General features: G+C 50.3%; 16 protein-coding genes and 1 other annotated feature. Of the genes, 12 read left to right on the top strand and 4 right to left on the bottom strand.

Annotated elements, in window-relative coordinates:
* The first annotated feature begins 1 nt into the window (after nucleotide 1).
* From dnaN to gyrB, 3 genes are read left to right on the top strand one after another with little or no spacing between them, the layout of a single operon-like run.
* The gene (gene dnaN / locus IX31_RS17535; RefSeq protein WP_034460667.1) at nucleotides 2–1,102 is read left to right on the top strand and encodes a DNA polymerase III subunit beta; all 1,101 of its coding nucleotides are present in this window, start codon (nucleotides 2–4) and stop codon (nucleotides 1,100–1,102) included.
* On the top strand, nucleotides 1,103–2,176 hold the full coding sequence (recF, locus tag IX31_RS17530) for a DNA replication/repair protein RecF (protein ID WP_034460666.1): 1,074 nt from the start codon (nucleotides 1,103–1,105) through the stop codon (nucleotides 2,174–2,176).
* 28 nt (nucleotides 2,177–2,204) lie between these two features.
* A complete protein-coding gene (gyrB, locus tag IX31_RS17525; RefSeq protein WP_034460665.1) occupies nucleotides 2,205–4,619 on the top strand; it encodes a DNA topoisomerase (ATP-hydrolyzing) subunit B in 2,415 nt (804 codons plus the stop codon).
* A 1-nt stretch (nucleotide 4,620) separates the two neighbouring features.
* On the opposite strand, the gene IX31_RS17520 is transcribed toward gyrB, so the two are convergent.
* Complete coding sequence (locus IX31_RS17520) at nucleotides 4,621–5,523, bottom strand: LysR family transcriptional regulator (RefSeq protein WP_034460664.1); 903 nt, start codon at nucleotides 5,521–5,523, stop codon at nucleotides 4,621–4,623.
* A 136-nt stretch (nucleotides 5,524–5,659) separates the two neighbouring features.
* Between IX31_RS17520 and IX31_RS17515 the strand changes: the two genes are divergently transcribed.
* The 4 genes from IX31_RS17515 to IX31_RS17500 all read left to right on the top strand — a co-directional run bounded on the left by IX31_RS17515 (nucleotide 5,660) and on the right by IX31_RS17500 (nucleotide 9,692).
* Nucleotides 5,660–6,685 carry a zinc-dependent alcohol dehydrogenase family protein gene (locus IX31_RS17515; protein WP_034460758.1) on the top strand — a complete coding sequence of 342 codons (1,026 nt, stop codon included), beginning with the start codon at nucleotides 5,660–5,662 and terminating at the stop codon, nucleotides 6,683–6,685.
* Between the two features lie 48 nt (nucleotides 6,686–6,733).
* Nucleotides 6,734–7,123 carry a YidB family protein gene (locus tag IX31_RS17510; RefSeq protein ID WP_034460663.1) on the top strand — a complete coding sequence of 130 codons (390 nt, stop codon included), beginning with the start codon at nucleotides 6,734–6,736 and terminating at the stop codon, nucleotides 7,121–7,123.
* Nucleotides 7,124–7,271: 148 nt separating this feature from the next.
* Nucleotides 7,272–8,090, top strand: a complete 819-nt coding sequence (gene yidA / locus IX31_RS17505) for a sugar-phosphatase (RefSeq protein WP_034460662.1) — start codon at nucleotides 7,272–7,274, stop codon at nucleotides 8,088–8,090.
* Between the two features lie 333 nt (nucleotides 8,091–8,423).
* The gene (locus IX31_RS17500) at nucleotides 8,424–9,692 is read left to right on the top strand and encodes a YidR family protein (RefSeq protein ID WP_034460661.1); all 1,269 of its coding nucleotides are present in this window, start codon (nucleotides 8,424–8,426) and stop codon (nucleotides 9,690–9,692) included.
* Here IX31_RS17500 and IX31_RS17495 read toward each other — a convergent pair whose 3' ends face one another.
* Nucleotides 9,693–10,013, bottom strand: a complete 321-nt coding sequence (locus IX31_RS17495; protein ID WP_122974052.1) for a YceK/YidQ family lipoprotein — start codon at nucleotides 10,011–10,013, stop codon at nucleotides 9,693–9,695.
* A gap of 247 nt (nucleotides 10,014–10,260) precedes the next feature.
* Nucleotides 10,261–10,337, top strand: a sequence feature (ROSE (Repression Of Heat Shock gene Expression) occurs in the 5'-region of heat shock genes and acts as an RNA thermometer to modulate expression.).
* On the opposite strand from IX31_RS17495, the gene ibpA reads away from it, so the two are divergent.
* From ibpA to IX31_RS17480, 3 genes are all read left to right on the top strand, one after another.
* Complete coding sequence (gene ibpA, locus IX31_RS17490; RefSeq protein WP_034460660.1) at nucleotides 10,331–10,744, top strand: small heat shock chaperone IbpA; 414 nt, start codon at nucleotides 10,331–10,333, stop codon at nucleotides 10,742–10,744. (Overlaps the previous feature by 7 nt.)
* Before the next feature lie 113 nt (nucleotides 10,745–10,857).
* Nucleotides 10,858–11,286, top strand: a complete 429-nt coding sequence (gene ibpB, locus IX31_RS17485) for a small heat shock chaperone IbpB (RefSeq protein WP_034460659.1) — start codon at nucleotides 10,858–10,860, stop codon at nucleotides 11,284–11,286.
* Nucleotides 11,287–11,562: 276 nt separating this feature from the next.
* Nucleotides 11,563–13,224 carry a putative transporter gene (locus IX31_RS17480; protein ID WP_034460658.1) on the top strand — a complete coding sequence of 554 codons (1,662 nt, stop codon included), beginning with the start codon at nucleotides 11,563–11,565 and terminating at the stop codon, nucleotides 13,222–13,224.
* A gap of 33 nt (nucleotides 13,225–13,257) precedes the next feature.
* On the opposite strand, the gene IX31_RS17475 is transcribed toward IX31_RS17480, so the two are convergent.
* Nucleotides 13,258–13,962, bottom strand: coding sequence for a GntR family transcriptional regulator (locus tag IX31_RS17475; protein WP_034460656.1), 705 nt, complete (start codon nucleotides 13,960–13,962; stop codon nucleotides 13,258–13,260).
* Nucleotides 13,963–14,320: 358 nt separating this feature from the next.
* Here IX31_RS17475 and IX31_RS17470 point away from each other — a divergent pair, with 358 nt between their 5' ends.
* Nucleotides 14,321–15,943, top strand: coding sequence for an alpha-glucoside-specific PTS transporter subunit IIBC (locus IX31_RS17470; protein ID WP_034460654.1), 1,623 nt, complete (start codon nucleotides 14,321–14,323; stop codon nucleotides 15,941–15,943).
* Nucleotides 15,940–17,262, top strand: coding sequence for a 6-phospho-alpha-glucosidase (locus tag IX31_RS17465; RefSeq protein ID WP_034460652.1), 1,323 nt, complete (start codon nucleotides 15,940–15,942; stop codon nucleotides 17,260–17,262). Before IX31_RS17470 ends, IX31_RS17465 begins: the two co-directional genes overlap by 4 nt.
* Before the next feature lie 51 nt (nucleotides 17,263–17,313).
* Here the strand turns inward: IX31_RS17465 and dsdA are convergent, their stop codons facing one another.
* Nucleotides 17,314–18,642 (bottom strand): D-serine ammonia-lyase, encoded by a 1,329-nt coding sequence (gene dsdA / locus IX31_RS17460; protein WP_034460650.1) that lies wholly within the window; start codon nucleotides 18,640–18,642, stop codon nucleotides 17,314–17,316.
* Between the last annotated feature and the right edge of the window lie 7 nt (nucleotides 18,643–18,649).

The raw sequence follows: 18,649 nt of genomic DNA, 5'->3' as shown, positions 1-18,649 counted from the left end.
TATGAAATTTACCGTTGAACGTGAAACTTTATTAAAACCGCTGCAACAGGTGAGTGGCCCGTTAGGTGGCCGTCCGACGTTACCGATTCTCGGCAACCTGCTGTTGCAAGTCGCGGAAGGAACTCTTTCATTAACAGGTACTGACCTGGAAATGGAGATGGTGGCGCGTGTCGCGTTGGTGCAACCGCATGAGCCGGGTGCCACGACGGTTCCAGCACGTAAATTTTTTGATATCTGCCGTGGTTTGCCGGAAGGTGCAGAAATAGCTGTTACGCTTGAGGGCGACCGTATGTTGGTGCGCTCCGGGCGTAGCCGATTCTCGCTCTCGACGCTGCCTGCTGCTGATTTCCCTAACCTGGACGACTGGCAGAGCGAAGTAGAATTCACGCTCCCGCAAGCGACCATGAAACGCCTGATTGAAGCCACGCAGTTTTCTATGGCGCATCAGGACGTTCGCTACTATTTGAACGGCATGTTGTTTGAAACCGAAGGCGAAGAGTTACGCACCGTGGCGACCGATGGTCACCGCCTGGCTGTGTGTTCTATGCCGGTCGGTCAGTCTTTGCCTAACCATTCGGTGATCGTGCCGCGTAAAGGCGTGATTGAGCTAATGCGTATGCTGGACGGCGGCGACTCGCCGTTGCGTATCCAGATTGGTAGTAACAACATTCGCGCTCATGTTGGCGACTTTATCTTCACGTCTAAGCTGGTTGATGGTCGTTTCCCTGATTATCGCCGCGTGTTGCCGAAGAATCCTGATAAGCATCTGGATGCCAGCTGCGATTTGCTGAAACAAGCGTTTTCACGCGCAGCCATTCTTTCGAACGAGAAATTCCGTGGTGTTCGCCTGCAGGTTATTCAAAACCAGCTGAAAATCACGGCTAACAACCCGGAACAGGAAGAAGCCGAAGAGATTCTTGACGTCACTTACGACGGCACAGATATGGAAATTGGTTTCAACGTCAGTTACGTGCTTGATGTCCTGAATGCACTGAAGTGCGAGAACGTACGCATTTTGCTGACCGACTCTGTTTCCAGCGTGCAGATTGAAGATGCAGCCTCACAAGCGGCGGCGTATGTTGTGATGCCAATGAGACTGTAGATGTCGCTCAACAGGCTGTTAATTAAAGACTTTCGAAATATCGAAGATGCGGATCTGGCTCTGTCTCCAGGGTTTAATTTCCTGGTCGGAGCCAACGGAAGTGGCAAAACCAGCGTGCTGGAGGCGATTTATACCCTCGGGCACGGGCGTGCTTTTCGTAGTCTGAAAATTGAACGTGTGATTCGCCATGAAACAGAATCCTTTGTACTGCATGGACGTATACAGAACGGCGAGCGGGAAACCTCAGTTGGCCTGACCAAAGACCGTGCAGGCGACAGCAAAGTGCGCATCGACGGCAGCGACGGCCATAAAGTGGCTGAACTTGCCCTGTTGATGCCCATGCAACTCATCACCCCAGAAGGGTTTACCTTGCTTAACGGTGGCCCGAAATACCGTCGAGCTTTCCTCGACTGGGGATGTTTCCACAATGAACCAGGATTTTTTGTCGCCTGGAGCAATCTCAAGCGCCTACTTAAGCAACGCAACGCTGCGTTGCGCCAGGTAACGCGTTATGCGCAGTTGCGGCCATGGGATCAAGAGCTTATCCCACTAGCGGAGCAAATTAGCCGCTGGCGTGCCGACTACAGTGCAGCCATTGCTGATGACATGGCTGATACCTGTGCACAATTTCTGCCGGAGTTCTCGCTTAACTTCTCCTTCCAGCGTGGTTGGGAAAAAGAGAGTGACTATGGCGAGTTACTGGAACGCAACTTCGAACGCGATCGAATGCTGACCTACACCGCCCACGGCCCCCACAAAGCGGATTTTCGGATACGTGCAGACGGTGCGCCGGTAGAAGATACGTTGTCGCGCGGGCAGCTTAAATTACTGATGTGCGCTTTAAGACTGGCACAGGGTGAGTTTCTCACCCGACAGAACGGGCGACGTTGCCTGTATCTGATAGATGATTTTGCCTCTGAACTAGATGATGCACGCCGTGGTCTATTAGCCAGCCGGTTAAAGGCGACGGAATCACAAGTTTTTGTTAGCGCGATTAGCGCAGAACATGTGATGGATATGGCGGACAAAAATTCGAAGATGTTCGCCGTGGATCAGGGTAAAATAACGGATTAACCCAAGAATAAATGAGCGAGAAACGTTGATGTCGAATTCTTATGACTCCTCCAGTATCAAAGTCCTTAAAGGGCTGGATGCGGTACGTAAGCGCCCGGGAATGTATATCGGTGATACGGATGACGGCACCGGTCTGCACCACATGGTATTTGAGGTCGTAGATAACGCTATCGACGAAGCACTTGCCGGTCACTGTAAAGACATCGTTGTCACCATTCATGCTGATAACTCTGTCTCTGTAACCGATGATGGTCGTGGTATTCCTACTGGTATTCACCCGGAAGAAGGTGTGTCTGCTGCCGAAGTTATTATGACCGTGCTTCACGCCGGCGGTAAGTTCGATGACAACTCTTATAAAGTTTCTGGTGGTCTGCACGGTGTGGGTGTTTCTGTAGTTAACGCCCTGTCCCAGAAGCTGGAATTGCTGATTCGCCGCGAAGGCAAAGTGCACCAGCAAACTTACATCCACGGTGTGCCACAGGCGCCGCTGGCCGTTACGGGCGAATCTGACGTAACCGGTACGCAAGTCCGTTTCTGGCCGAGCCACGAAACCTTCACCAACGTGATTGAGTTTGAATACGACATTCTGGCTAAACGCCTGCGCGAACTGTCGTTCCTGAACTCTGGTGTTTCTATCCGCCTGATTGATAAGCGTGATGGCCGCCAGGACCACTTCCACTACGAAGGCGGTATCCGCGCGTTTGTTGAATACCTCAACAAAAACAAAACCCCAATTCACCCAACTGTGTTCTATTTCAGCACTGAAAAAGACGGTATTGGCGTAGAAGTGGCGTTGCAGTGGAACGACGGTTTCCAGGAAAACATCTACTGCTTTACCAACAACATCCCGCAGCGCGATGGTGGTACTCACCTTGCTGGTTTCCGTGCGGCGATGACGCGTACTTTGAACGCGTATATGGATAAAGAAGGCTACAGCAAAAAAGCGAAAGTTAGCGCCACCGGTGACGATGCCCGTGAAGGCCTGATTGCTGTTGTCTCCGTGAAAGTTCCAGACCCTAAATTCTCTTCTCAGACCAAAGACAAACTGGTTTCTTCTGAAGTGAAAACCGCAGTTGAACAGCAGATGAACGAACTGTTGTCTGAATACCTGCTGGAAAACCCATCTGACGCGAAAATCGTGGTCGGTAAAATTATTGATGCAGCTCGTGCTCGTGAAGCAGCACGTCGCGCACGTGAAATGACCCGTCGTAAAGGCGCGCTCGATTTGGCTGGTCTGCCTGGCAAACTTGCTGACTGCCAGGAACGCGACCCGGCTCACTCCGAACTGTACCTTGTGGAAGGGGACTCTGCGGGCGGCTCTGCAAAACAGGGGCGTAACCGTAAGAACCAGGCCATTTTGCCGCTCAAAGGTAAAATTCTGAACGTTGAGAAAGCGCGCTTTGACAAAATGCTCGCCTCTCAGGAAGTGGCTACGCTGATTACCGCGCTGGGCTGCGGCATTGGCCGTGACGAATACAACCCGGATAAGTTGCGTTACCACAGCATCATCATCATGACGGATGCGGACGTCGATGGTTCGCACATCCGTACCCTGCTATTGACCTTCTTCTATCGTCAAATGCCTGAAATCGTTGAGCGCGGCCATGTGTATATCGCACAGCCACCGCTGTACAAAGTGAAGAAAGGCAAGCAAGAGCAGTACATCAAAGACGATGAAGCGATGGATCAATATCAAATTGCCATTGCCCTGGACGGCGCAACACTGCATACCAATGCCCACGCACCAGCAATCGCTGGCGAAGCGCTGGAAAAACTGGTGTCTGAGTTTAAAGCTTGCCAGAAAATGATTGGCCGCATGGAGCGCCGTTATCCGCGCAACTTGCTGAACAACCTCGTTTATCACACAACGCTTGAAGACACCGATTTGGTTGACGAAAGCAAAGTGACTGCCTGGGTTTCAGCACTGGTTAACGCGCTTAACGAAAACGAACAGCACGGCAGCACCTGGAACTCCCTGGTTCGTCATAACCGTGAACTGAACCTGTTCGAGCCAGTGATCCGTGTGCGTACCCACGGCGTTGATACTGACTATCCGCTGGAGCAAGAGTTTATCGTTGGTGGTGAATATCGTCGTATTTGCACACTGGGCGAAAAACTGCGCGGTCTGATCGAAGAAGATGCGTTCATCGAACGTGGCGAGCGCCAACAACCTGTTGCCAGCTTTGAGCAGGCGCTGGAGTGGTTGGGTAAAGAGTCACGTCGTGGCCTGTCGATTCAGCGTTACAAAGGTTTGGGCGAAATGAACCCGGACCAACTGTGGGAAACCACAATGGATCCACAAAGCCGTCGTATGTTGCGCGTGACCGTTAAAGACGCGATTGCAGCCGATCAGTTGTTCACCACCCTGATGGGCGATGCGGTTGAACCTCGTCGTGCATTTATCGAAGAAAACGCCCTGAAAGCGGCGAACATCGATATCTAAGTTAGTTCATGCTGGTGGGCAATCTGCTCACCAGCATATCCACAGCCAGCCTCACTTTTAGCGGTAGATGAAGTGTTTGTAACCACACCGCATGCGTTTCATAAACACTATCCAGATCCTTGCTCAGTATCCTGACCAACTTCCCATTCTTTAACTCTTCCTCAATCAACCAGCACGGTAACAGCGCAATACCAAACCCGGCAATCGACGCATCTGCTATCGCTTCTAAATCGTCCATCAGCATTCGTGATTTCGGGACAAACTCGCTTTTCTTATCGCCTTCACCATTAATAATCCAACGATGCGGTACGCCTGAATTGATGTAATTAAACACTTCATGGTGCGATAAATCGTCGATGGTTTGTGGTTCACCATGTTGCCGTAAATAGTGAGGTGATGCGCAAATCATCATGCGATGCTCGCCTAGCTTTCGTGCGACCAGACCGCTGCTGTCCGGCAATTTTCCGTTGCGAATCACCAAATCCAGCCCGTCTTCAAGCAGGTCTGAAACTCTGTCGCTAAATAGTAATTCCAGCTTTAAATCGGGATGTTGGATGGCAAATTCTGTCAGCAACGGCGCAATACACATGCGGCCATACAGTGCCGGCATTGAAACTCTCAACCGCCCCCGAACGGATTTTTTCCCGCTTTCCAGCAGTGTTTCGGCAGCCTGAATTTCTTCCAGTGCGCGCAGACAGTGCTCATAAAAAATTGCGCCTTCATCGGTTAGCGCCAGGCTGCGCGTAGTTCGTTGAAAAAGCCGCACGTTTAATCGATGCTCGAGTTGGGAAATGGTTTTGCCCACGGCTGAACGTGAAAGGTGCAGGCGTTCAGCGGCAAGAGAGAAGCTGCCTGCTTCAACAGCAGTAACAAAAACAGAAATGCCCTTCAGCTGCTCGCTCATTATTTGTATCCATTCAGGAACCAATATCTGGAAAATCTATCGCCACTGGTGATTGAAGGTCAACGATATACTTTCGGTGGTGATGAATTAACCTGAGTCCCTGGAGATAATGATGAGCCAAACGATCAGCAAAACGATCAGCAGAACAATGCAACGCTGGACGATGAATGCCGTTGGGCGTGAAAACCTGACACTTTCTACAGAAACGATCCCAACACCAGGACCTGGATATGTACTGGTGCGCGTGAATGCGGTTGCGCTTAACTATCGCGATAAAATGGTGATTGATGGATCTATGCCATTGCTGCTTCCCTTCCCCTTTACTCCCTCGTCAGACATGGCGGGCGTGGTGGAAAGTATCGGGGAAGGCGTCACTCGTTTTCAGAAAGGTGCGCGTGTTATCTCGACATTTTCACCTGACTGGATAGACGGTAAACCAAATGGTAATGCCCGAACTCCACCATATCGCACGCTCGGCGGTGTGCATCAGGGGATGCTCGCGGAGTATGTTGCTATGAGTGAAAACTGGCTGGTGGATTCACCTGCAAGCCTCGACGATATTCAGGCCAGCACGCTACCATGCGCGGGGCTTACCGCCTGGTTTGCATTGGTTGAACGTGGCGGCTTAAGCGCAGGAAAATCAGTGCTGGTGCAGGGAACGGGCGGAGTTTCTATGTTTGCGTTGCAAATCGCCAAAGCTCACGGCGCGAAAGTGTTTATCACTTCGGGTAGCGATGAAAAACTCGCGCAGGCGAAAGCCCTGGGTGCCGACCACGGCATTAACCGACTGAAAAATGACTGGGTTGATGCCGTTTACGAACTCACACAGGAGAACGGAATCGACCATATTATTGAAACCGTCGGCGGCGCAAACTTGGCAAATTCCCTGCGTGCGGTTGCGGTGCATGGGCGTATATCCGTGATTGGTGTGCTGGACGGTTTTGAGTTCTCAGGCCCTGCGGGTGAGTTGCTGCTGAAATCCCCAACCATTCAAGGTATTGGTGTCGGTCACCGCCGCGCACTGGAAGATTTCGTCCGCGCTATTGACGCAAACAACATCAAACCGGTCATCGAAACGACCTACCGCTTTGATGAACTACCGCAGGCGCTGGCGCATCTTGACCGTGGCGCCTTCGGCAAAATTGTCGTAACAGGCCCGTGATTGACTACACTTCTAAGGCACACTTCGTGATTGCAAGAGGACACGGTCATGGGTTTATTCGATCAAGTTACTGGCATGATGGGGGGTGGCGATGCAGGTAAATTCAAAGTCATCCTTACATGGATTAATGAACAAGGCGGCATTCAGGCAATTCTTGAACGTTTTCGGGAAAAGGGTTTCTCTGATGTAGTCACCTCCTGGCTGAGCGGTGCGCATAATCAAAGCGTTAACCCTGAGCAGGTGCAGGAGGTGCTAGGCACCCCAGCAATCAGCGGTTTAGCTGAGAAACTCGGGATTGATGTGGGAAGTGCATCTCAGCTGCTGGCAGAGCAGCTCCCGAAAATCGTCGACACGCTTTCACCTGCGGGTGAAGTCGCTCACGATGAAGATTTGCTGACCAAAGGCTTCCATATGCTGAAGGATAAATTCTTCCGCTAGCTGAAAAACGCCACTCACGCTGATTAATTGCGGATCTGAGTGGCGTTTTCTTATCGCTAAAACGGACCTTTTTTGTGCAAAACGCAGCGCTGTTTTTGCGAGCTTAATCGCGTTAGCATGAGATAAACTCATTACCTCAGAAAATCCTATGCCTATAAAACTCATTGCTATTGATATGGACGGCACTTTGTTGCTGCCCGATCACACCATCTCTCCAGCCGTAAAAGCTGCTATCGCCAGCGCGCGTGAACGCGGTGTAAATGTTGTTTTGTGTACCGGACGCCCTTTTGCAGGAGTTGAGAGCTATCTCAGAGAACTGCACATGGATAAGCCAAATGATTACTGCATCACCTATAACGGAGCTCTGGTGCAGAAAGCGAGCGACGGCAGTTCCGTGGCGCAAACCGCACTGAGCTATGATGATTACCGTTATCTGGAACAGCTTTCTCGCGATGTTGGTTCTCACTTCCACGCGTTGGACAGACACACGCTATACACCGCGAACCGCGATATCAGCTATTACACCGTTCACGAATCTTTCGTCGCCAATATCCCGCTGGTGTTCAGCGAGCCAGAAAATATGGATAAAAACGGCGCATACCTGAAAGTGATGATGATCGATGAGCCAGCGGTTTTGGATAAAGCGATAGCCAAAATTCCAGAAGAGGTTTATGAGCGCTATACGTTGCTAAAAAGCTCCCCATACTTCCTGGAAATTCTCGATAAGCGCGTGAACAAAGGTACGGGCGTGAAAGCGCTGGCAGAAACCCTTGGCATCAAGCAAGAAGAAGTGATGACGCTGGGCGACCAGGAAAACGACATTGCGATGCTGGAATATGCAGGAATCGGTGTTGCGATGGATAACGCCATCGATAAAGTTAAAGAAGTCAGCAACTTTGTCACTAAATCAAACCTTGAAGATGGCGTTGCATACGCGATTGAGAAGTTTGTTTTGAACGACCGATAAAACATACGCCCCGGTAATGACTAATAATGCCGGGGCTTATCTACACTGATACTCATCGGGTCTTATTCTTCAGAAGTTAACCATGCCTTTTCTAACCTCTGCTCGACAATACTGCCGCGACCATTTTTCTGCTTTAAACCTTGAACTACGTTTCTGGCATACATCGACTACAAGAATGCTTTTTGCTGGCGGGAATATTAGGCATTGTGCTTCTACCATTGCTTCATGGCTCTGCGTGGTTATGACGCTCATCGCCGGGCTAATGCTTGCTATCATCATGCTGCTCGTACGCGCGCTTAACGCTCATTTCAGTCATCGTCTCAGGGTAAAACCATGACCAAACAACTCACCTTTGCATCACGTAACCATCAACTCACTAACATCAACACCTGGACGCCAGATAGCCAGTGGCTGGTGTTTGATGTTCGCCCTTCTGGCGCGTCGTTTACCAGTGAAACGATTGAAAGGGTTAACGTGATGACTGGCGAAGTGGAACTGATCTATCAGGCATCGCATGACGCGCATGTCGGCGTGGTGACCGTGAACCCGCAGCAACCCGAGCGCTATGTCTTCATCCACGGCCCGGAAAACCCGGATGCTAACTGGCAGTACGATTTCCATCACCGCCGTGGCGTGGTGGTCGAAAACGGCATTGCCACCAATCTCGATGCAATGGATATTACCCCACCGTTTACCCCTGGCGCTTTGCGTGGTGGCAGCCATGTTCACGTCTGGAGCCCGGATGGTTCACGCGTGAGCTTCACTTATAACGATCATGTGATGCATGAATACGATGCGGCGAAAGATCTGCGGAATGTCGGGATTGCTCTGCCTTTTGGCCCCGTCACTCCGGTAAAACAACATCCTCGTGAATATGATGGTAGCCATTATTGTGTGCTGGTGAGCCGTACTACGCCTTCACCACAGCCCGGAAGCGATGAAGTTAACCGTGCCTATGAAGAAGGCTGGGTGGGTAACTATGGCTATTTAAAACCTGATGGCAGCCACCAACGTTGGGCGCTGGCGTTTATTGGCGATACCCTTTCAGCCAAAGGCGAGAAAGTGCCCGAGCTGTTTATCGTTGATTTGCCTGAACACAAAGAAGCTTATTTAGAAGCTGGTTCTGAGCCAATTGAAGGCACACCATCCTCTCTGCCAGCACCACCTGCAGGCATTGAGCAAACACGCCTGACTTTCACTCATCAGCAGCGTTACCCAGGATTAGCCACGTTGCCACGGCATTGGGTGCGAAGCAGTCCGGACGGCAGCTTACTGGCGTTCTTGATGCGCGATGATGCCGGTATTGTGCAAATGTATCTGATTTCACCAAACGGTGGGGAACCACGCCAACTTACACATGGGCAAGACGATATCCAGTCGGCGTTTAACTGGCATCCCGCTGGGCAAACCGTGGGCTTTGTGAGCAAGGGGCAAATTGTCTTATGCGATGTGAGCAATGGGAAAATCACGCCGCTTACAGCACCAGATAGTGGTGCGCCTTCAGCAGATGCGGTGGTGTTTTCACCTGATGGCAAATACATCGCCTGGATGCAGGATGTTGATGGATTCCGTCAGTTATTTATGACGCAAACAGACTGTTAATTACTGAACAGGCGGGATCACAGAATTGGTTGCCAGATTCTTGCTCTCGCTAGCTTCAACTTGTGATTTCAGCGATTTGTCGTTGCGGAACATATCCCACGGTAACAGCACAGTATCCATCACCGCCGTGAACGGCATATCCAGCGCGACAAACGGTTTATATCCCCAGCTTGTCTCGCCGTCGGCCAGCATTTCGTAGCTGGCTCGCGTGCCTGGATAGTATCCTTCTTGCCCACCAGTGTGAGTCATCACACTTGAACATCCGCTGACTGTTAGCAATCCGCTGCCGAGAATTAATGTTGGAAGATAGCTTTTCATCATTAGTGTTGTTTATCGTTTATGGGGGGCCATTTCCGGCCAGGCTGCTCTGGTTTATATCACCCATGCAGATAATTAATTTATTGCTTTTGCCACTCTGTGGCGGCTATCGCAGATAAATCCTGTTTACTACCAAAACAGTCTATGTATGGACAGCAGAAGCCGCAAAAAATTTCCTTTTGTGGCCTTGAAAAGCGTGAATAAGGACCGATTTTAGAGATGTAGTCAGAAAAAGTACGCCGTAAGGGTACTTGGTTTTAGAAGCCTGTCCATGATGGAAGGTAATGTTTGAGTCTCGCTGATTTCAGGAGTTTTTATATATGCGTAATTTCGACCTATCCCCGCTTTATCGTTCAGCTATTGGTTTTGACCGTCTGTTTAACCTGCTGGAAAACAACCAAAGCCAGAGCAATGGCGGCTATCCTCCATACAATGTTGAATTAGTTGACGAAAATAACTATCGCATTGCGATTGCTGTTGCCGGTTTCGCCGAAAGCGAACTGGAAATTACAGCCCAGGATAACCTGCTCGTTGTGAAAGGTGCACATGCAGATCCGCAACCAGAGCGAACTTATCTCTATCAGGGGATTGCTGAGCGCAACTTCGAACGCAAATTCCAGTTAGCGGAAAACATCCACATTCGTGGTGCTAACCTGGTTAACGGCTTGCTGTATATCGACCTTGAACGCGTGATTCCGGAAGCGATGAAACCGCGCCGTATCGAAATCAATTAATTCTGCGGGTCGCTTTGTGCGGCCCAGACAATAAAGGCTGGCTTGCCGTCAGGGAGCCAATACCAGTTCGCATACTGGTAAGACTTAACTCGCTTCAAAGAAGGAGAAAACTTATGCGTAACCACGATTTATCACCTCTGCTGCGTCAATGGATCGGTTTTGACAAACTGGCTAATGCTTTACAAACAAGCACTGAAGGCCAGTCATTCCCGCCTTACAACATTGAAAAAGGCGATGACAATCATTACCGCATTACGCTTGCGCTGGCAGGTTTCCGCCAGGAAGATCTCGAAATTGAACTCGAAGGTACGCGTCTGCATGTGAAAGGGACGCCGGTTAAACCCGAGAAAGAGCCAACCTGGCTGCATCAAGGGTTAGTGACTCAGCCATTTAACCTGAGCTTTACCCTTGCTGAATATATGAAAGTATCTGGCGCAACCTTTACCAATGGTCTGCTGCATATAGATCTGGTGCGTGAAATCCCTGAAGCCGTTGCGCCAAAACGCATTGCTATCAGCGAACGCCCGGCACTCAACAGCTAAACTGAGTATCCCCTTTTAGGCCCCGTTTTATGGGGCCTAAAACTAATGACAAACCTTTTCGTAGGTCGGATAAGCGCAGCGTCATCCGACAAAACTGGCGAAAATGGTGGATGACGCTAACGCTTATCCCCCCTACAAAACCCGATCATCACCCTTTGTCAGTAATCTGAGGCCCCGTTTTATGGGGCCTTTTTTTGTGCTCTGTACCCCATTAACTCCTTCTCCTCTCTGCCAGAATCCCTTGTAACGATGATGTTATTCACAGGGAAATCTTCGATGAGTGGAATAGCGTTAACTGTCAGTATGTTGGCTCTGGTCGCAGTCGTCGGCTTATGGATTGGCAATATCAAAATACGCGGTGTCGGATTTGGTATCGGTGGCGTGCTGTTCGGCGGGATTATTGTTGGCCATTTCGTCAGTGAGGCGGGGGTAAGCCTGAATGGAGATATGCTTCATTTCATTCAGGAATTCGGCTTGATCCTCTTCGTCTACACAATTGGTATTCAGGTTGGGCCTGGTTTCTTCTCCTCGCTACGCGTTTCCGGTTTACGTCTTAACCTATTTGCTCTTCTGATTGTCGTGATTGGTGCATTGGTCACGGCACTCGTCCATAAAATTTTCGATGTTCCACTTCCTGTGGTGCTGGGTGTTTTCTCTGGAGCGGTAACTAACACACCAGCGTTAGGTGCAGGCCAGCAAATTTTGGCCGACCTCGGTACGCCTTCAGAGTTGGTCGATAAAATGGGGATGAGCTACGCGATGGCTTATCCGTTCGGTATTTGCGGGATTCTTCTGACCATGTGGTTAATTCGCATGGCATTTCGGATTAATGTCGATCAAGAAGCGCAGCGCTTTGATAGCAGTAATGGGCAAAATCACGCGCAACTTCAGACGATGAATATCTGTGTCGCCAACCCAAACCTTAACGGATTACCTATTCAGGAAGTGCCGGTCCTTAATAGCGATACGATTATATGTTCGCGTTTGAAACGTGGGGAATTGCTGATGGTGCCAGCGCCTGGCACTGTTATTCAAACCGGAGATTTACTACATCTCGTCGGCCAGGAAAAAGATCTGCACTCTGCATTGCTGGTGATTGGCCAGCAGGTGGATACCTCGCTTTCGACTCGTGGTACAGACCTGCGTGTTGAGCGTGTGGTGGTGACTAACGAGAAAGTGCTCGGCAAGAAAATTCGCGATCTGCATTTAAAACAAAAGTATGACGTGGTGATTTCTCGTCTGAATCGTGCAGGTATTGAGCTGGTCGCAAGCAGCAATGCCAGCCTGCAATTTGGCGACATCCTGAACCTGGTGGGCCGCCCGGAATCAATAGAAGCGGTAGCCGCTGAAGTCGGTAACGCGCAACAGAAACTCCAGCAGGTGCAAATGCTGCCAGTGTTTATTGGCATTGGGCTTGGGGTGTTGCTCGGTTCTATTCCGCTATTTATTCCTGGCTTCCCTGTGGCTCTACGCCTTGGGCTGGCAGGTGGGCCGCTTATTATGGCGATCATTCTTGGGCGAATTGGTAGCATCGGCAAGCTCTATTGGTTTATGCCGCCAAGTGCCAACCTTGCGCTGCGCGAGTTAGGAATTGTGCTGTTCCTGGCGGTGGTTGGATTGAAATCGGGCGGTGATTTTATCAGTACTTTGCTCCACGGAGATGGAGTCAGCTGGATTGGCTATGGGATTCTGATTACAGGAATTCCATTGCTGGTGACTGCATTGCTGGCAAGGTTACTCGCCAAAATGAATTATCTGACACTGTGCGGAATGTTGGCAGGTTCAATGACCGATCCCCCTGCACTGGCTTTTGCCAACGGCCTGCACGCAACCAGCGGAGCTGCGGCACTCTCTTATGCCACTGTTTATCCACTGGTGATGTTCCTGCGCATTATCACGCCGCAACTACTGGCGGTTATCTTCTGGGGAGGAATGTAGAAATAAGGTGCCCGCTTAGACGGGCATCTCTTTTTAATGCACCCGCCGTAAATGGTAATCCACCTGGTATTCGCTGGCATTTCGGAACATCACTGAATAATTCACATAGTCGCCGCTGTCGCTGTATGACAGTGATGTGATGCGCAAAATAGGCGTTAGCTCGTTGATGTTAAGCAATTTTGCCATCTTCTTGTCTGCCAACACGGGTGTCAGGCTTTCATAGTTACCGCACACGATAATGTGACACTCATCCTCGATATAGCTGAATTTTGAACCTTCCAGATGTGCGACGGACAAATTACGGAATAATTTCACCGGCATATAGCTGTCTTCTACCATTAACGGCTTGCCATCTACCGAGCGCACCCGACGCGAGTAATAGATCCGTTCATCAATATTAATGCGTAATTGGCTGGCGATTGCTGGTGGGGCGGGCATCACATTAAATTCCAATACCTCGCTCACCACCTCCTTACCCTGGTTACGCATCACCTCAATAAAACCGGTCAAATTTGTCGTTTCGTGGTGAACATCTTTCTTCGCGACATAAGTACCACTGCCGTGGCGACGCACAACCAAACCCCAACTCACCAGTAAATCGATGGCTTTACGGATCGTCATACGTGAAACACCAAACTCACCTGCCAGACGAACTTCAGAAGGTAGCGGGCTGCCAATGTTGTAATCAGCAGAATTTAGCCGGATGCGTAACCGATCGGCGATAGATTTGTAGATCACCTGTAGACCTCTTAGCAGCTTTGAATGGGGTTTATAAAGCCGTTACTTCATTGTTTAACTACATAATTTAAATAATTTTTATTTCATATTTTCATGGTGAATAAGAAATTAAAAATCGCTGTGTCTATTTATTCATTCAAAAGTAGACAACTTACCCTAAACAAAAACTATGAAAGCGATCACGAATCGGTGCGGCAGGCAAAGATAAGTCGCCTACACCTCCCTACTCTCAGTCTCAGACCAGCGTTTAAAAAATAAGGTCACTTATACCCGTCATCCTTCGAGCTGCAGTGGGGTTGGCTGCAACTTGAATGCAAAAGGGTATTTACCCTACAGGTTGTTACGTGAGGATTTAAAAATGCTCAGTCAAATACAACGTTTTGGTGGCGCAATGTTTACCCCGGTTTTGTTATTTCCATTCGCCGGGATTGTTGTAGGCATCGCCATTATGTTGCGCAACCCGATGTTCGTCGGCGAAGCGCTAACCGCACCCGATAATTTATTCGCGCAAATTGTTCACATTATTGAGGAGGGTGGCTGGACGGTATTCCGTAATATGCCGCTGATTTTTGCCGTCGGCTTACCGATTGGCCTTGCTAAGCAAGCGCAGGGCCGTGCTTGCTTAGCGGTGCTGGTGAGCTTTATGACCTGGAACTACTTCATCAATGCCATGGGAATGACCTGGGGCCATTACTTCGGCGTCGATTTCAGCGCCGATCCGGTGGCTGGAACTGGGTTAACCATGATTGCCGGGATCAAAACACTCGATACCAGCATTATCGGCGCGATTGTTATCTCCGGGTTCGTCACCGCTATCCACAACCGCTATTTCGACAAACAACTCCCCGTCTTTCTCGGCATCTTCCAGGGCAGTTCATTTGTCGTGATTGTCGCCTTCTTTGCCATGATTCCTTGCGCCTGGCTTACCCTTTTTGGCTGGCCAAAAGTGCAGATGGGCATTGAATCCTTGCAGGAATTCTTGCGCAGCGCCGGTTCGCTTGGTGTCTGGGTTTATACCTTCCTGGAACGCATTCTGATTCCAACTGGCTTGCATCACTTCATCTACGGTCCGTTTATCTTTGGCCCGGCGGTAGTTGAAGGGGGCATTCAGGTTTACTGGGCGCAGCATTTGCAGGAATTCAGCCAGAGCACGTTGCCGCTGAAAACGCTGTTCCCCGAAGGCGGGTTTGCACTGCACGGTAACTCGAAGATATTTGGCTGCCTGGGAATTGCGCTTGCTCTGTATGCCACCTCAGCTCCTGAAAACCGCGTGAAAGTCGCAGGATTACTGATACCCGCAACACTCACCGCGATGCTGGTGGGTATTACCGAACCGCTGGAATTTACCTTCCTGTTTATCTCGCCAGTTTTATTTGCCGTCCATGCATTCCTCGCCGCAACGATGGCAACCGTGATGTACATGTGTGGCGTGGTGGGCAACATGGGTGGCGGCCTTCTCGACCAGTTCCTACCGCAAAACTGGATACCGATGTTCCACAACCACGCATCGATGATGTTTATCCAGATTGGTATTGGCCTTGTCTTCACAGGCATCTACTTCGTGGTGTTCCGTACCCTCATCTTGCGCTTCAACCTGAAAACGCCAGGTCGTGAAGAGAGTGAGATCAAGCTTTACAGCAAGGCGGATTACCAGGCATCACGCAAGCAAACCACCGCTGCTGCGACCAAAGAGACCAAACAAGGTCAGGCCGCAGGCTTCCTCGAAGCGCTGGGTGGTAGCGACAACATTCTTAGCGTCAATAACTGTGCGACTCGCTTACGTATCACCCTCGCAGATATGGCTCTGACGCACAGTGACGACATTTTCAAAGCGCTGGGCGCCCACGGTGTGGTGCGACGCGGCAACGGTATTCAGGTGATTGTGGGCCTGCATGTCCCACAAGTCCGGGACCAACTTGAAACCCTGATGAAAGACACTTCTTCGACCGAACTTAAATCCATGACGGAGGCAGTATCATGAAAAAATTCTCTGTAGTAGTAGCCGGTGGCGGCAGCACATTCACTCCTGGTATCGTACTGATGTTACTGGCAAACCAGCATCGCTTCCCGCTGCGTGCCCTGAAGTTTTATGACAATGACGGTGCACGTCAGGAAACTATTGCAGAAGCTTGCAAAGTTATCCTCAAAGAGCAGGCGCCTGAAATAGAGTTCAGCTATACCACTGACCCGAAAGAAGCCTTTACCGATGTGGACTTCGTGATGGCCCACATCCGCGTGGGTAAATACCCGATGCGTGAAAAAGACGAGAAAATCCCACTGCGCCATGGCGTCCTGGGCCAGGAAACCTGTGGACCTGGCGGGATTGCCTACGGTATGCGCTCCATCGGTGGGGTATTAGAGCTGGTTGATTTTATGGAAAAATATTCGCCAAACGCCTGGATGCTTAACTATTCAAACCCGGCAGCGATTGTGGCTGAAGCGACACGTAAACTGCGCCCGAACGCGAAGATTCTCAACATTTGCGATATGCCCATTGGCATTGAAAGCCGCATGGCGCAAATCGCTGGCCTGAAAGATCGCAAAGAGATGCGCGTACGTTATTACGGCCTTAACCACTTTGGCTGGTGGACATCTATTGAGGATCAGAATGGCAACGACTTGATGCCTAAGATCCGCGAACATGTGGCTAAATTTGGTTATGTTCCGCCATCAGATGAGCACGGAACTGAAGCCAGCTGGAACGATACGTTTTCTAAAGCAAAAGATGTATGGGCTCTGGACCCGAGCACCTTCCCTAATACTTACCTGAAATATTACCTGTTCCCGGATTATGTGGTTAAGCACTCCAATCCGGAACACACCCGCGCCAACGAAGTGATGGAACACCGCGAAAAACATGTATTTGGTTCCTGTAATGCCATCATTCAGGCAGGGAAATCATCGGCAGGGGAGCTGGAGATTGACGAACATGCGTCATACATCGTCGATCTGGCGGCGGCAATTGCCTTTAACACTCAAGAACGCATGCTTTTAATTGTGCCAAACAACGGTGCGATTAATAACTTCGACCCGGAAGCGATGGTTGAAATTCCATGCCTGGTTGGGAAAAGCGGGCCGGAGCCGCTGGTTGTCGGCAATATTCCACAGTTCCAGAAAGGGTTGATGAGCCAGCAGATTGCGGTGGAAAAACTGGTGGTAGAAGCCTGGGAAGAGGGTTCATATGTGAAATTGTGGCAGGCGATTACGCTGTCGAAAACCGTGCCAAGTGCATCGGTTGCCAAAGCGATTCTTGATGATTTGATTGAGGCAAACAAAGAATACTGGCCTGAGCTGAAATAACGGCAAACAGGGTAAGGGGGAGCGTATCCCCCTTACAAAATCTGTTAAGGGTTACTTCGCTTTCGCCAGATATTGGGCCATCTCTGCTTCTGGCACCATGCCACCGCCTGTCGCCCAGACGATATGAGTGGCATTTTGCAGTTGATGCGCGGTGAAGCCATGCATCTGCTGGTAAGCCGTATCAGCACTTACGTGCAATGGGCCAGGCATTCCCGCCAGCGCAGAAGGCTCGAGGCGAATATTCTCTTCTTGCGCCAGCCAGCCGAGCAGCTGGTACATCGTCTGGTCTTCAAGAGTATAGAAACCGTCGAGTAACCGTTGCATTGCGCGCCCAACAAACCCGGATGCACGCCCCACCGCCAGGCCATCAGCGGCAGTAACATTATCAATACCCAAATCCTGCACTGATATTTCATCATGCAGACCCGTATAAACCCCCAGCAGCATACAAGGCGAATGCGTCGGTTCTGCAAAGAAGCAGTGAACGTTATCACCAAACGCCATTTTCAGACCAAATGCCACGCCACCAGGTCCACCGCCCACGCCGCATGGCAGGTAAACAAACAGCGGGTGATCTTTATCCACAACGCGACCTTGTTGGGCAAACTGCTCTTTTAAGCGCTGGCCGGCAACTGAGTAGCCGAGGAAAAGCGTGCGGGAATTTTCGTCGTCGATAAAGAAACAGTTCGGGTCGGATTCAGCTGCTTTACGGCCCTGTTCAACGGCAACGCCGTAATCTTGTTCGTATTCCACAACCGTCACACCATGGCTGCGCAGTTTGGCTTTTTTCCATGCGCGAGCATCGGCAGACATATGCACGGTGACATTAAAGCCAATGCGTGCGCTCATGATGCCGATGGATAACCCCAGGTTGCCGGTTGAACCCACCGCGATGCTGTACTGGCTAAAGAAAGCTTTAAATTCAGGTGACAGCAGTCTGGTGTAGTCATCGTCGGTGGTCAGTAAACCGGCTTCGATTGCCAGTTTTTCGGCATGTGTCAGGACTTCATAAATCCCACCACGTGCTTTGATGGAGCCTGAAATCGGCAGATGGCTGTCTTTTTTCAGCAGCAATTGGCCACAGATTTGCTGATCAAACTCTTTTTCCAGGCGTTTTTGCATTGCCGGAATGGCTACCAGTTCGGACTCGATAATGCCGTTAGTCGCAGCGGTTTCCGGGAATGCCTGCGCCAGATAAGGTGCAAAACGCTTCAGGCGCGCATGGGCATCCTGTACATCTTCGGCCGTCAGACCCACGTACGGTAAGCCTTCGGCGAGGGTTGTGGTTTCCGGGTTAAACCAACGGGTTTCTTGCAAATCAATCAGATCGCGAACCAGCGGAAATTGTTGAATCAATGTGTTTATTTCAGCGTTTTTCATAAGACAA

Source organism: Buttiauxella noackiae (genome assembly GCF_000737905.1).
In the GTDB taxonomy this organism is placed as follows: Bacteria; Pseudomonadota; Gammaproteobacteria; order Enterobacterales; family Enterobacteriaceae; genus Buttiauxella; species Buttiauxella noackiae.
Note: the sequence above shows the minus strand (reverse complement) of the source record. Positions and strands in the feature narration are given on the sequence as shown.

Excerpts from the sequence above, each read along its gene's own strand:
- dnaN (WP_034460667.1), top strand. The coding sequence starts at position 2 with ATGAAATTTACCGTTGAACGTGAAACTTTATTAAAACCGCTGCAACAG.
- recF (WP_034460666.1), top strand. The coding sequence starts at position 1,103 with ATGTCGCTCAACAGGCTGTTAATTAAAGACTTTCGAAATATCGAAGAT.
- gyrB (WP_034460665.1), top strand. The coding sequence starts at position 2,205 with ATGTCGAATTCTTATGACTCCTCCAGTATCAAAGTCCTTAAAGGGCTG.
- IX31_RS17520 (WP_034460664.1), bottom strand. The coding sequence starts at position 5,523 with ATGAGCGAGCAGCTGAAGGGCATTTCTGTTTTTGTTACTGCTGTTGAA.
- IX31_RS17510 (WP_034460663.1), top strand. The coding sequence starts at position 6,734 with ATGGGTTTATTCGATCAAGTTACTGGCATGATGGGGGGTGGCGATGCA.
- yidA (WP_034460662.1), top strand. The coding sequence starts at position 7,272 with ATGCCTATAAAACTCATTGCTATTGATATGGACGGCACTTTGTTGCTG.
- IX31_RS17500 (WP_034460661.1), top strand. The coding sequence starts at position 8,424 with ATGACCAAACAACTCACCTTTGCATCACGTAACCATCAACTCACTAAC.
- IX31_RS17495 (WP_122974052.1), bottom strand. The coding sequence starts at position 10,013 with ATGATGAAAAGCTATCTTCCAACATTAATTCTCGGCAGCGGATTGCTA.
- ibpA (WP_034460660.1), top strand. The coding sequence starts at position 10,331 with ATGCGTAATTTCGACCTATCCCCGCTTTATCGTTCAGCTATTGGTTTT.
- ibpB (WP_034460659.1), top strand. The coding sequence starts at position 10,858 with ATGCGTAACCACGATTTATCACCTCTGCTGCGTCAATGGATCGGTTTT.
- IX31_RS17480 (WP_034460658.1), top strand. The coding sequence starts at position 11,563 with ATGAGTGGAATAGCGTTAACTGTCAGTATGTTGGCTCTGGTCGCAGTC.
- IX31_RS17470 (WP_034460654.1), top strand. The coding sequence starts at position 14,321 with ATGCTCAGTCAAATACAACGTTTTGGTGGCGCAATGTTTACCCCGGTT.
- IX31_RS17465 (WP_034460652.1), top strand. The coding sequence starts at position 15,940 with ATGAAAAAATTCTCTGTAGTAGTAGCCGGTGGCGGCAGCACATTCACT.
- dsdA (WP_034460650.1), bottom strand. The coding sequence starts at position 18,642 with ATGAAAAACGCTGAAATAAACACATTGATTCAACAATTTCCGCTGGTT.